Genomic DNA, 12,700 nt, shown 5'->3' on the forward strand with positions numbered 1-12,700 from the left:
GCGTAACCGGAGCCCGTGGCCAGCCTTGCTGCCACGGGTCCCTGCCGGGCGACCCGCGGCGGTCCTCAGTACTTCTGCTTGATCCGCTTGGCCGGCTTGCCACGCTCCGGCAGCGGCGGCAGGCCGCTGTCCACGGACTCGCCGTCCAGCTTCTCGACCAGGCGGAAATCGATCTTGCGCTCTTCCATGCTGGCCTTGAGCACCAGAATCCGCACCCGGTCGCCCAGCCGGAATTCATTGCCGCGGCGGTCCCCGGACAGCGTCTTGCGGATCGGGTCGAACTGGTAATAGTCGTGCGGCAACTGGGTCACGTGGATCAGGCCGTTGACCTTGGATTCGTCCAGTTCAACGAACAGGCCGAAGCTGGTCACGCCGCTGATCACGCCATCGAACTGGCCGCCGACGTGTTTTTCCATCCAGGCCGCGCGGAACCGCTCGTCCACCTCGCGCTCGGCCTCGTCAGCACGGCGTTCGCGCTCGGAACACTGCAGCGCCAGCGCCGCCATTTCACGCGGGGTGTAGGTGTATTTCTCGCGCGGGCCGCCGGTCAGCGCGTACTTGATGGCACGGTGCACCAGCAGGTCCGGGTAACGGCGGATCGGCGAGGTGAAGTGCGCATAGGCTTCCAACGCCAGACCGAAGTGGCCGTTGTTGTCCGGCGAATACACCGCCAGCGACTGGCTGCGCAGCAGCACCGACTCCAGCAGGGCTGCGTCCGGGCGCTCGCGCACCTTCTTCAACAGCTTGGTGTAGTCGCCCGGCTGCACCTTGCTCCACGCCGGCAGGCTCAGCTTGAACTCCTTGAGGAACTCCAGCAGGTCGGCGTACTTGGACTCCGGCGGCCGCTCATGCACGCGGAACGGTGCCGGAATGTGCGTGGACAGCAGGTAACGTGCGGCCTCGACGTTGGCCGCGATCATGCATTCCTCGATCAGCTTGTGCGCGTCGTTGCGCACCATCATGCCGGCCTGGGTGACTTCACCGCGGTTGTCCAGCACGAAGCGTACTTCGGAGGATTCAAACTCGATGGCGCCACGGCGCTCACGCGCCTTGGACAGGATACGGTAGAGCTGGTGCAGGCTCTGGATCTGCGGCAGCAGCGGCCCGATGAAGGCCTTGGCATCGGCGTCGTCCTCGCCCACCGCGCCCCACACCTGCGTGTAGGTCAGGCGTGCGTGCGAGTTCATCACCGCTTCGTAGAACTTCGAGCCGGTCACCTGGCCGTCGCGCCCCACCTGCATGTCGCAGACAAAGCACATGCGGTCTTCCTTCGGCCGCAGCGAGCAGATGCCGTTGGACAGCGTCTCCGGCAGCATCGGCACCACGAAACCCGGGAAGTACACCGAGGTGGCACGCTTCTGCGCTTCGTCGTCCAGCGGCGTGCCCGGACGCACATAGTTGGATACGTCGGCGATGGCCACCACCAGACGGAAGCCGTCATGGTTCGCTTCGCAGTACACCGCGTCGTCGAAATCCTTGGCGTCTTCGCCGTCGATGGTCACCAGCGGCATCGACCGCAGGTCCACGCGCTTGCCGATCATCGACGGCTCCACCGTCAACGGGATGGCAGTGGCTTCGTCCAGCACTTCCGGCGGGAATTCATACGGCAGTTCGTGGCCGTGGATGGCGGTTTCCACCACCAGCGACGGGGTCAGCTTGTCGCCGAGCACGGCGATGATCCTGCCGATCGGCGGGCGTCGCGAATCCGGCGCGTGGGTCAGTTCGCACACCACCAGCTGGCCATCCTTCGCACCGCCGGTGGCGTCAGCGGGAATCTGGATGTTGCGCTGGATGCGCTTGTCATCGGGCACCACATAACTGATGCCAGCCTCCACGCTGAAGTGGCCGATCATGCGGTTGACGCCACGCTCCAGCACGCGCGCGATGCTGCCTTCGCGGCGGCCGCGGCGGTCGATGCCGGTGACGTTGGCCAGCGCGCGGTCACCGTGCATGACCTTGCGCATTTCATACGGCGGCAGGAACAGATCGTCGCCGCCCTCGTCCGGGCGCAGGAAGCCGAAACCTTCCGGGTTGGCGATCACCACGCCGGGGATCAGGCTCAGCGCCAGCACCGGGGCGAAGCCGCCACGGCGGTTCTGCACCAGTTGGCCGTCACGCACCATCGCGCCCAGGCGCTTGGCCAGCGCGTCGGCACGATCCGGTTCGGTCAGGCCCAGTTGTGCGCCAATTTCCTCGGCGTTCTGCGGGCCTTCGCAACGCTCCAGCAGCTGCAGGATGGCTTCACGGCTGGCAATGGGTTGCGCATAGCGCTCGGCCTCGCGTGAGGCGTAGGGGTCATCAAAGACAGGTGCCGGTGCTGCCTTGCGGCGCCCCCGCACGAAGCTCTGCGGCGCAGCCGCGGTGTCCTTGGGTTTCTTGCTGCGGCCGGATTTGGCCGGGGCCGACAGGCTCTCCGGCATCCACGGCGGCAGCTTTGCGGATTTGCGGGCCTTGCCCGGGGCCTTGTCCGGCTTGGCGCCGGCGGCGGACTTGTGGGCCTTTCCGGCCCCAGTGGTCTTTTTGTTTTTCATTGACCGCCATGGTACCTGCTGAACCGTGTACACAGTGCGCATGCCAGCACACCCGGCAATGTGAAAAAACGTTGACAAAGGCAGCTGCGCTGGCCAAAATCGCCGGCCTGAAGTGCCCAGGTGGCGGAATTGGTAGACGCACTAGCTTCAGGTGCTAGCGGGGGCAACTCCGTGGAGGTTCGAGTCCTCTTCTGGGCACCACGTTTCAAGATCAAACCCGCGCAAGCGGGTTTTTTCGTTTCCGGCGTTTGGTTTTGGGGTTGAGCCAGAGGCAACGGCCTTACCCCTCCCCAACCCTCCCCTTCGCTATGCGAAAGGGAGGGAGCCCATCTCACAGACCGCGAAATGGCGGAGATATCGCTTTTGCCCCCTGCCTTTGCCGCAGGCAAGGGGAGGACTGGGGAGGGGTAGCCTCGGATCTCCCGGAGCCGAAGCCCGCCTCTTCACAAAATGGTTGACGGCATTCAAAACGTCCCACATAATTCCGCTCCTGAGTCGCCCAGGTGGCGGAATTGGTAGACGCACTAGCTTCAGGTGCTAGCGGGGGCAACTCCGTGGAGGTTCGAGTCCTCTCCTGGGCACCATGACTCAAGAATGAAAAACCCGCGCAAGCGGGTTTTTTCTTGCCTGCGATTCGGCCTTGCCGAGGTGATGCAGGTATCGCGCCGTTGTCGGCAACTACATGAAGACCGTCGAAGAACTGTGCACCGGCACTGCCGTGCATCCATGGTTGCAGACACGACGACACCACCACCGCACTCCACCATCAACGCGTTGCATTGAGCGGCAACTGGACCCGCATCACCTGTGCCTGCGCTTTGCACACGGAAAGACACTCGCCACTGCAATGCGCAACCTGCTGCTCCTGCGCATGAGCACACCCGGGTATCGAAGGCTCGAAGAAAGCCAGGCTTCTGCGTGAAAACCTGTTGACACATCCAGCGTTCTCACACAGAATTCGCGTCCTGAGTCGCCCAGGTGGCGGAATTGGTAGACGCACTAGCTTCAGGTGCTAGCGGGGGCAACTCCGTGGAGGTTCGAGTCCTCTCCTGGGCACCATGACTCAAGAAAAAACCCGCGAAAGCGGGTTTTTTGTGCCTGCGATTTGGACATTGCAACCGCGGTACCGAGCCATGCGCGGTAGAGGCAACACCGATACCCCCGGCGGCGCATGGCCCGCGCTGCCAATGCAACGCGGGCCTGCGGCTCAATGCCCGCCCGCAGCCGCCGCCCCGCCACCTGCGCCGAACGGCGGCCTGGCCATCCATACGAAAACGATGACCGCCAGGAACACCCAGCCCAGCAGCAGGAAGATGTCGTTGAAGCCCATCTGCGATGCCTGGTGGACGATCATGTTGTCCAGCACCGCCGCGCCACGTTGCAGGTCACCCTGCCCCATTGCCGTGATCTGTTCGTGCATGCCCGGGTCGTAAAGCGAGATGTGTTCGGTCAGGCCGGCGTGGTGCTCCTGGGTGCGCCGCGCCCACAGCCAGGTGGTCAGCGATGCGGCAAAGCTGCCGCCCAGCGTGCGCAGGAAGGTTGCCAGGCCGGAGCCCGCCGCCACTTCGCGGCCGTCCAGGTCGGACAGCAGAATCTGCAGCACCGGCATGAAGAACAACGCCAGGCCCATGCCCATCAACAGCTGCACACCGGCCACATGCGCGAAGTCCACCTGCAGGTTGAAACCCGAACGCAGGAAGCTGGTCATCGACAACACAAAGAACGCCAGCGTCGCCAGCATGCGCATGTCGAACTTGTGCCCGAACTTGCCCAGCATCGGTGCCAGCAGGATCGGCAGGAAGCCCAGCGGCGCGGTGGCCAGGCCCGCCCAGATCGCGGTGTAGCCCATGTCACGCTGCAGCCACTGCGGGATCATCAAGGCCACCGAGAAGAACGCCGCGTAACCAACCACCATCGCCAGCGTGCCGGCGCGGAAGTTGCGATGGCGCAGCAGGCGCAGGTCAACGATGGGGTCCTTGTCGGTCAGCTCCCAGATCAGGAACACCGCCAGCGACACCACCGAGACACAGGTCAGCACCACGATCTTGGTTGAGGCGAACCAGTCTTCCTCGTTGCCCAGGTCCAGCAGCAACTGCAGGCAGCCGACGCCGATCACCAGGGTGACCAGGCCAACGTAGTCCATCTTCGGCCGCTCGGTCTGCTCCACCCGGTGGCGCAGCTGGCCACCCACGATGGCTGCGGCAATCACGCCCAGCGGCACGTTGATCAGGAAGATCCATTCCCAGCTGTAGTTGTCGGTGATCCAGCCACCGAGAATGGGCCCGGCGATGGGTGCGACCACGGTGATCATCGCCAGCAGCGCCAGCGCCTGCCCGCGTTTTTCACGCGGGTAGATCGACACCAGCAATGATTGGGTGATCGGGTACATCGGGCCGGCGACAAAGCCCTGCAGCGCGCGCGATACCACCAGCATGCCCATGCTCTGCGCAATGCCACACAGCAGCGAGGCGATGGAGAAGGCAATCGTCGCCCACATGAACAACTTGACCTCGCCGAAGCGACGACTCAGCCAGCCGGTCAGCGGCAGCGCGATGGCTGTACTGACCGCGAACGAGGTGATGACCCACGTCGCCTGTTGCGAGCTGGCGCCAAGGTTGCCGGCGATGGTCGGCAGCGACACGTTGGCGATGGTGGTGTCGAGCACCTGCATGAACGAGGCCAGCGCCAGGCCGGCGGTGCACAGGGCGACATTGGCCGGCCCTGCACCCACCGCGGGTGCGGCAGGTGCGGTGGGAGCTTGAGCGGACATGATGACCTCAGCTGGCGCGTGCCGACGACGGCAGGTTGCCCTGGATGATGGTGTGGATCAGCGCGTCAGCGTCCTGCAGTTGGCGGGCGTAGACCTCGGTGCCATACACCGTGCCCTTGGCTGCATCGACCGGCAGCACCGTGCCCTTCTGGTCGTGCAGGTTCACCTCGGCCTTCATCGACAGACCAATGCGCAGCGGGTGTGCGGCCAGCTGCTTTTCGTCGATGGCAATGCGCACCGGCACGCGCTGCACGATCTTGATCCAGTTGCCGCTGGCGTTCTGCGCCGGCAGCAGCGAGAACGCCGAGCCGGTGCCCAGGCCAAGGCTGGTGATCTGGCCGGTGTAGGTCACCTCGCCGCCGTACAGGTCCGAGCGCAGTTCCACTTCCTGGCCCAGGCGCATGTGACGCAACTGGGTTTCCTTGAAGTTGGCTTCCACCCACATCTGTTCGCTGGGCACCACGGCCATCAAGGCGGCGCCGGGCTGCACGCGCTGGCCCACCTGCACCGAGCGGCGCGCCACATAGCCGGTGACCGGCGCGACGATGCCGGCGCGGGCGTGGTTCAAGTACGCCTGGCGCAGCTGTGCGGCAGCGGCCTGCACGTCGGGCTGGGTGGCGATGACGGTGTCATCGACCAGCGCGCGGCTGCGCTCCATGGTTTCGCGCGAGCCTGCAACCGAGGCTTCGGCAGCCGCCAGTTCATCGCGGGCATGGGCCAGTTCCTCGTTGGAGATGGCGCCGCTGGCGGCCAGGTCCCTGCGCCGCGCGAAGTCGTCACGCGCACGTTTGAGGGTGACCTGACGCGCATTGAGATCGGCCTGCGCACCTTCGACGCTGCGGTACATGCCGCGCACCTGGCGCACGGTGCGGGCCAGGTTGGCCTGCGCCTGCTGCATGGCCACCTCGGTATCGGAGGGATCCAACTGCACCAGCAACTGGCCCTGCTCGACCTTCATGCCGTCATCGGCGGCGATTGCCACCACGGTGCCGGCAATCAGCGGCGTGATCTGCACCTGGTTGCCGACCACGTAGGCGTCATCGGTTTCTTCGGCCCAGCGGCCGAGCAGGTAATACCAGGCGGCAAACGCGGCAAGCAGGATCACCACGATCAGGAACAGGCCGCGCAGCAGTTTGCCGCGGCGGCTGGGTGCGGCGGTTGCCGCTTCGGGGGAGGAGGTCTGGCTCATCGGGGGTTCTCAGGAATGCGTGTCATCAGATTCGGCGGCGACCGGCAATGCGTTGTCGGCCGGCTGGAAGCCGCCACCAAGGGCGGCGCTCAAGCGGACGCTGGACAGCAGCCGCTGCGACTGCAGGTTGCTCAGGCGCTGCTGGGCCTGCAGCAGCAGATCCTGGGTGCTGAGCACGTCGAGGTAGTTGCCAATACCGGCGCGGTAACGCTGCTGCGCAAGTTCATAGGCGGCCTGCGCGATGGACATCGCCTGCTGCTGGGTTTCCACTTGCGTGGCCAGCGAACGCACCGCGTTGACCTGGTCGGCTACGTCGCGCAGCGCATCAACCACCGCGCGGTTGTAGCTGGACACGGCCAGGTCGTAATCGGCATCGCGCGTGGCAAGGCCGGCGCGCAGGCGGCCGCCGTCGAAGATCGGCAGGCTCAGTGCCGGGGCGAGGATGCCAAAGGTGGAACTGCTTTCGAGCAGGCTGCCGATGTCCTTGGACACCACGCCGCCCAGCGCGGTGAGGTTGAGGCTGGGATAAAAGCGCGCCTTGGCCGCATCAATCTGGCGGCCGGCCGCTTCCACCCGCCAACGCGCGGCAACGATGTCCGGGCGACGGCCCAGCAGCTCGCTGGGCAACACGCCGGGCAATTGCAGTGCCAACGGGTTCAACGGCTGCGGCTGGGTGATCTGCAGGCCGCGATCCGGCCCCTGCCCGAGCAGCGCGGCCAGCGCGTTGCGGGCGGCATCAATCTGCTGCTGTGCGGCCAGCTGCTGCTGCCTTGCCACCGGCAGACGTGCTTCGGCCTGACGCACCTGCAGTTCGCTGTCGATGCCGGCGCTGCGGCGCTGACGGGTCAGCGACAGGGTTTTGTCGGCGCGCGCCAGTTCGTCATTGGCAACGTGCTGCAGCTCCCAGGCGTGGGCCAGTTCCAGATAGGCCTGGACGATGCCGCTGGACAGCTCCAGACGCGCGGCCTGCGCATCCACGGCGGCGGCATGGCTGCTGTCCACGGCCGCTTCCCAACTGGCGCGTTTGCCGCCCCACAGGTCCACGCCGTAGCTGAAGTCCAGCACGGCCTGCACGCTGCCGGCGTAGTGGCCACCGGCCTCGCCGGCCATCGATTCGGGCAGGCGCATGCCGGTGTAACCGGGCGACACCGACAGGCTGGGCAGGCGGTCGGCCTGTGCGCCGGCTACCTGCGCCTGCGCTTGCCTCAGCCGCGCATCGGCAATGTCCAGCGACGGGCTGTTGCGCAGGCCTTCTTCGACCAACGCATCGAGCTGGGCGTCCCCCAGCGCGCGCCACCAGTCACCGGCGGGGAAACCCGCTGCACTGAGCGGCGTACCTGCCAGTGAATTGCCGGCCTGCAGGCCATCGACATCCAGCAGGCGCGCCTGTGGCTGCAAACCACGGCTGCTGGCGCATGCGGCGAGCGCCAACACCAAAGCACCCACCAGCAGCGGGCGGGTCAAACGTAGGGGGGAGGTTTTCATGGGGGCGTGAGGGAGTCGCGTACGCGGGTGAGCAGGGAAAACAACTGGTCGCGCTCGGCGGGCGCCAGATCGTGCATGGCCAGGTCCATCACCTGGTCACCACGCCGCTTGAGCCGCAGCCAAAGCGCGCGACCTTCGTCGGTGAGCACGATCTGCAGGGCGCGCCGATCCTGGACATGCGGCTCGCGCCGCACACAACCCAGCTCTTCGAGCCGGTCCAGCAGACGGGTCACGGCGCTGGGCACCTGACCAATGACATTGCCCAGTTCGGCTGCGGTGCAGGGCGCCTTGCAGGACAAGGCCTTCAGGCCAATGTAGTGACTGAAGCCGATGCCCTGCCCCTCCTGGCCCATGGTCTCGTCCAGTTGCCGGACAAGACCGTCGCGGACTTGCCGCAACAGCAGGCCGAAGCTGGGCGGCATGCCCGGCGGAAGGGAGGTGGAGATCGTCATGACGCGGCATTTTATTTCCATCTGGAAATATTCTCAAAGGAATATTCCTTTCTGGAAATGAATTCTGAATTACACACATGGAACAATGCCGCGCCGGCTCCATCCGGCTTGGCATCCCCGCCACCATCCGGATAATCGGCAGGCTGGAAGCCGGCAGCCACGCCGCGGCTTCACGTTTACAGGTAGCACCACCCGCAATGACCGACCTTGCACGCCCGGCCTTCCACGGCTTCGAACAGCAGCCGCTGCGCGAATACGCTGAACGCGCCTATCTCGACTACTCCATGTATGTGGTCCTGGATCGCGCCCTGCCGTTCATCGGCGACGGTCTGAAGCCGGTACAGCGCCGCATCATCTATTCGATGAGCGAACTGGGGCTCAACGCCTCGGCCAAGCCCAAGAAATCCGCACGCACCGTCGGTGACGTGATCGGTAAATACCACCCGCATGGCGACAGCGCGTGCTACGAGGCGCTGGTGCTGATGGCCCAGCCGTTCTCCTACCGTTATCCGCTGATCGAGGGCCAGGGCAACTTCGGCTCCAGTGACGACCCCAAGTCGTTCGCGGCCATGCGTTACACCGAATCCAAGCTCACCCCCATCGCCGAAGTGCTGCTGGGCGAACTGGGCCAGGGCACCGTGGACTGGGCGTCCAACTTCGACGGCACACTGGAAGAACCCAGCTGGATGCCGGCGCGCCTGCCGCACCTGCTGCTCAACGGCACCACCGGCATCGCCGTGGGCATGGCCACCGACGTCCCGCCGCACAACCTCAATGAAATCGTCAGCGCGCTGCTGCACCTGATCGACAGCCCCGATGCCACCGTGGCCGAGCTGTGCGAGCACGTGAAGGGCCCGGACTACCCGACCACGGCCGAAATCATCACCTCGCCCTCGGACCTGCGGAACCTCTACGAGACCGGCAACGGCAGCGTCCGCGCCCGCGCCACCTTCATCAAGGAAGGCAGCAACATCGTGGTCACCGCGCTGCCGCACCAGGTCTCGCCGTCCAAGGTGATCGAGCAGATTGCCGCACAGATGCGCGCCAAGAAGCTGCCGTGGCTGGAAGACATCCGCGACGAATCCGACCACGCCAACCCGGTGCGCGTGGTGCTGATGCCGCGCTCCAACCGCGTGGATGCCGAACAGCTGATGGGCCACCTGTTCGCCATCACCGACCTTGAGCGCAGCTTCCGCGTCAACCTCAACGTCATCGGCCTGGACGGACGCCCGCAGGTCAAGAACCTGAAGATGCTGCTCGAAGAGTGGCTGCGCTTCCGCCAGGACACCGTCACCCGCCGCCTGAACCACCGCCTGCAGAAGGTCGAGCGCCGCCTGCACCTGTTGGAAGGCTTGCTGGTTGCGTTCCTCAACCTGGATGAAGTGATCCGCATCATCCGCACCGAGGACGACGCCAAGGGCGCGTTGATCGCACGCTTCGAGCTGAGCGAAGACCAGGCCGACTACATCCTGGACACCAAGCTCAAGCAGCTGGCACGCCTGGAAGAAATGAAGATCCGTGGCGAGCAGGACGAGCTGGCCAAGGAGCGCGACAAGATCCTGTCCATCCTGCAGAGCAACGCCAAGCTGAAGAAGCTGGTCAAGGACGAACTGCAGGCTGACGCCAAGAAGTTTGGCGACGCGCGCCGCTCACCGCTGGTGCAGCGTGTCGCCGCGCAGGCCATCGACGAAACCGAACTGGTCGCCAGCGAACCGATGACCGTGGTGCTGTCGGAGAAGGGCTGGGTACGTGCAGCCAAGGGCCACGACGTGGACGGCTCCACCCTGTCCTACCGCGACGGCGACCGCCTGCTTGCGGCCGCGCGCACGCGCAGCACGCAGCAGGTTGCCTTCCTCGACAGCGAAGGCCGCGCCTACTCCACGCCGGTGCACACGCTGCCCTCGGCACGCGGCAACGGCGAGCCGCTGACCGGCCGTTTCTCGCCGGCAGCGGGCACGTCCTTCGTCACCGTTGCCAGCGGCGACAACACCACCCGCTTCGTGCTGGCCTCCTCGCACGGCTACGGTTTTGTCACCCGCTTCGAGAACCTGGTGGGCCGCAACAAGGCCGGCAAGGCCATGCTCAACCTGTCCACCGGCTCGACGGTTTTGTCACCGTCCACGGTGGCCAACGTGGAAACCGACCGCATCGTCGCCGTCACCAGCGCCGGCAACATGCTGGCCATCCCAGCCAGTGAGCTGCCCGAGCTGGACAAGGGCAAGGGCAACAAGATCATCGAAATCCCCAAGGCCAAGCTCGCCACCGAGCGCGTGGTGGCGGTGGTGGCGGTGAGCCCGGGCAACACCCTGCTGGTGCGCAGCGGCCAGCGCACGATGAACCTGTCGTTCAAGGATCTGGAAACGTATCTGGGCACGAGAGCGACACGCGGGCATTTGTTGCCGCGCGGGTGGCAGAAGGTTGAGGGACTGGAAGTCCAGTAAGTCACTTCACTGGCGCGCAGCGGCGCGACTGGCATTGCAACGGCCGGTTGTCTGCATGGCGCGGCAAAAGGTTGAGGGACTGGAAGTCCAGTAACAGCAAAAAGCCGGGCAGACGCCCGGCTTTTTTTGTAGGAGCGGCCTCGGCCGCGAAGCCGACCTTCATCCCGATCAAGCCCAGCCTGCAATTGCAGCCAACCTGATTGCAGAACAACCGACACCGGCCCGCATTCCCTGCTTCGCGGCCCAGGCCGCTCCTACAATGGTCGGCACCCTTCCTTCGGACACACCCCATGCACCCCGATTTCTGGCTTCAACGCTGGCAGGACGGACAGATCGGCTTTCATCGCAGCGACGTGATGCCGCTGCTGCAGAAGCACTGGCCGTCGCTTGAGCTGCCCACCGGCAGCCGCGTATTGGTGCCGCTGTGCGGCAAGACCTTGGACATGCATTGGCTGGCGGCACAGGGCCACCGCGTGCTGGGCGTGGAGCTGTCGTCGTTGGCGGTGGAGCAGTTCTTCGCCGAAGCCGGCCTCACACCCCAACGCCATCGCAGCGCCTTCGGTGAGCATTACAGCGCCGGCCCCATCGAGATCATCTGCGGCGATGCCTTTGCGCTGGACGAAAGCCTGCTGGCCGACATTGCCGGCGTCTACGACCGCGCCGCACTGATCGCATTGCCGCCGGAACTGCGCCTGCGCTACCGCGACACGCTGTATGCACGCCTGCCCAGTGGCTGCCAGGGCGTCTTGATCACCCTGGAATATCCGCAGGATGAAAAGCAGGGGCCACCGTTTTCTGTCGAACAGGTGGAGGTCGAGCGTCTGTTCGCTTCCCCTTGGCAGGCGGAGCTGCAGGAGCGGCGCGACATCCTCGACCAGCAACCGGACTTCCGCGCGCAGGGCGTCAATGCCTTGTCCACGGCGGTATACAGGTTGAAGCACGGCTGAGAACCGCCTGAAGCCAAAAGCTTCCCCTCACCCCAACCCCTCTCCCGCGTGCGGGAGAGGGGCTCAGAGTGCGTAGGCTCGTAGTGCATTAGCCCCTCTCCCGCACGCGGGAGAGGGGTTGGGGTGAGGGCGGCTCTGCGCTCTGCGTGATCAGCACTGAAAACAGCCCCGATCCCCGGAAACAAAAACCGCCCCCAACAAGAAAGGGCGGCTTTCGCCGCCCTTCCGTTCAATCAATGCGCCGCGGTGCCCTTGGCGTCCATCTTGCTGGCCTGGTACAGCTCCAGGCCGATGCGCTTGATCAGGCTCAACTGCTGCTCCAGCCACCAGGCGTGGTCTTCCTCGGTGTCACGCAACTGCGCGATCAGGATGTCGCGGCTGACGTAATCACCGTGCGCTTCGCACAGCTTCACGCCAGCGGCCAGGTTGGCACGCACCTGGTACTCGACCTGCAGATCCTTCTCCAGCATCTCCATCACCGTCACACCCGGCTCGAAACCGTGCGGGCGCATGTCCGGGTTGCCGCCGAGGAACAGGATGCGACGCAGCAGCGCATCGGCGTGCTCGGTCTCTTCTTCCATCTCGTGGCCAATACGCTCGTACAGCGCCTGCAGGCCCTGGTCTTCGTAACGGCGGGAATGGATGAAGTACTGGTCACGCGCAGCCAGCTCGCCGCGCAGCAGCTCATTCAGGCATTCAATGACTTCGGGTTTGCCCTGCATGGGGGTGCTCCTGATGGTTCGAATGCGCATAGGGTGCCCCATCCTGCGCGGCAATGATCTAATCGGAATCACTTTCAGTTGCGATTCCAGCTTCACCGCGCCGGGCTCGCCCCCACATACCCGCCGCCACACGCGGCCTTCACAACCTGTCTACAATCGGCCG

Annotated in this window: 9 protein-coding genes and 3 tRNA genes; 5 read left to right on the forward strand and 7 right to left on the reverse strand. The window is 65.2% G+C overall.

The window, feature by feature from the left end; all coding sequences use genetic code 11:
- Positions 1-65: 65 nt before the first annotated feature.
- Positions 66-2,531, reverse strand: a complete 2,466-nt coding sequence (gene rnr, locus ACVOLO_RS04475; protein WP_481569086.1) for a ribonuclease R — start codon at positions 2,529-2,531, stop codon at positions 66-68.
- Positions 2,532-2,645: 114 nt separating this feature from the next.
- Between rnr and ACVOLO_RS04480 the strand changes: the two genes are divergently transcribed.
- From ACVOLO_RS04480 to ACVOLO_RS04490, 3 genes are all read left to right on the forward strand, one after another.
- Positions 2,646-2,732, forward strand: a tRNA-Leu gene (locus tag ACVOLO_RS04480).
- 296 nt (positions 2,733-3,028) lie between these two features.
- A tRNA-Leu gene (locus ACVOLO_RS04485) sits at positions 3,029-3,115 on the forward strand.
- 388 nt (positions 3,116-3,503) lie between these two features.
- Positions 3,504-3,590: transfer RNA gene (locus ACVOLO_RS04490), tRNA-Leu, on the forward strand.
- A gap of 148 nt (positions 3,591-3,738) precedes the next feature.
- On the opposite strand, the gene ACVOLO_RS04495 is transcribed toward ACVOLO_RS04490, so the two are convergent.
- The 4 genes from ACVOLO_RS04495 to ACVOLO_RS04510 are packed head-to-tail and all read right to left on the reverse strand — an operon-like array spanning position 3,739 to position 8,427.
- Positions 3,739-5,301 carry a DHA2 family efflux MFS transporter permease subunit gene (locus tag ACVOLO_RS04495; protein ID WP_481569087.1) on the reverse strand — a complete coding sequence of 521 codons (1,563 nt, stop codon included), beginning with the start codon at positions 5,299-5,301 and terminating at the stop codon, positions 3,739-3,741.
- Positions 5,302-5,308: 7 nt separating this feature from the next.
- Positions 5,309-6,490, reverse strand: coding sequence for a multidrug transporter (locus ACVOLO_RS04500; RefSeq protein ID WP_481569088.1), 1,182 nt, complete (start codon positions 6,488-6,490; stop codon positions 5,309-5,311).
- 9 nt (positions 6,491-6,499) lie between these two features.
- Entirely contained in the window at positions 6,500-7,975 is a 1,476-nt protein-coding gene (locus tag ACVOLO_RS04505; protein ID WP_481569089.1) for an efflux transporter outer membrane subunit, read from the reverse strand.
- Positions 7,972-8,427: a MarR family winged helix-turn-helix transcriptional regulator gene (locus tag ACVOLO_RS04510; RefSeq protein WP_481569090.1), complete on the reverse strand. Its 456-nt coding sequence runs from the start codon at positions 8,425-8,427 to the stop codon at positions 7,972-7,974. Before ACVOLO_RS04510 ends, ACVOLO_RS04505 begins: the two co-directional genes overlap by 4 nt.
- Before the next feature lie 197 nt (positions 8,428-8,624).
- Between ACVOLO_RS04510 and parC the strand changes: the two genes are divergently transcribed.
- The gene (gene parC / locus ACVOLO_RS04515) at positions 8,625-10,868 is read left to right on the forward strand and encodes a DNA topoisomerase IV subunit A (RefSeq protein ID WP_481569091.1); all 2,244 of its coding nucleotides are present in this window, start codon (positions 8,625-8,627) and stop codon (positions 10,866-10,868) included.
- Between the two features lies 1 nt (position 10,869).
- On the opposite strand, the gene ACVOLO_RS04520 is transcribed toward parC, so the two are convergent.
- Positions 10,870-11,040, reverse strand: coding sequence for a hypothetical protein (locus ACVOLO_RS04520; RefSeq protein ID WP_481569092.1), 171 nt, complete (start codon positions 11,038-11,040; stop codon positions 10,870-10,872).
- Positions 11,041-11,158: 118 nt separating this feature from the next.
- On the opposite strand from ACVOLO_RS04520, the gene ACVOLO_RS04525 reads away from it, so the two are divergent.
- A complete protein-coding gene (locus ACVOLO_RS04525; protein WP_481569093.1) occupies positions 11,159-11,815 on the forward strand; it encodes a thiopurine S-methyltransferase in 657 nt (218 codons plus the stop codon).
- 233 nt (positions 11,816-12,048) lie between these two features.
- On the opposite strand, the gene bfr is transcribed toward ACVOLO_RS04525, so the two are convergent.
- Positions 12,049-12,537 carry a bacterioferritin gene (gene bfr / locus ACVOLO_RS04530; RefSeq protein WP_481569094.1) on the reverse strand — a complete coding sequence of 163 codons (489 nt, stop codon included), beginning with the start codon at positions 12,535-12,537 and terminating at the stop codon, positions 12,049-12,051.
- Positions 12,538-12,700 lie beyond the last annotated feature (163 nt).

Source organism: Stenotrophomonas sp. STEN056, assembly GCF_056759635.1.

Bases quoted from the DNA above. Each gene is read 5' to 3' on its own strand.
- ACVOLO_RS04525 (WP_481569093.1), top strand. From the start codon at position 11,159: ATGCACCCCGATTTCTGGCTTCAACGCTGGCAGGACGGACAGATCGGC.
- ACVOLO_RS04495 (WP_481569087.1), bottom strand. From the start codon at position 5,301: ATGTCCGCTCAAGCTCCCACCGCACCTGCCGCACCCGCGGTGGGTGCA.
- ACVOLO_RS04505 (WP_481569089.1), bottom strand. From the start codon at position 7,975: ATGAAAACCTCCCCCCTACGTTTGACCCGCCCGCTGCTGGTGGGTGCT.
- rnr (WP_481569086.1), bottom strand. From the start codon at position 2,531: ATGAAAAACAAAAAGACCACTGGGGCCGGAAAGGCCCACAAGTCCGCC.
- ACVOLO_RS04510 (WP_481569090.1), bottom strand. From the start codon at position 8,427: ATGACGATCTCCACCTCCCTTCCGCCGGGCATGCCGCCCAGCTTCGGC.
- bfr (WP_481569094.1), bottom strand. From the start codon at position 12,537: ATGCAGGGCAAACCCGAAGTCATTGAATGCCTGAATGAGCTGCTGCGC.
- parC (WP_481569091.1), top strand. From the start codon at position 8,625: ATGACCGACCTTGCACGCCCGGCCTTCCACGGCTTCGAACAGCAGCCG.
- ACVOLO_RS04500 (WP_481569088.1), bottom strand. From the start codon at position 6,490: ATGAGCCAGACCTCCTCCCCCGAAGCGGCAACCGCCGCACCCAGCCGC.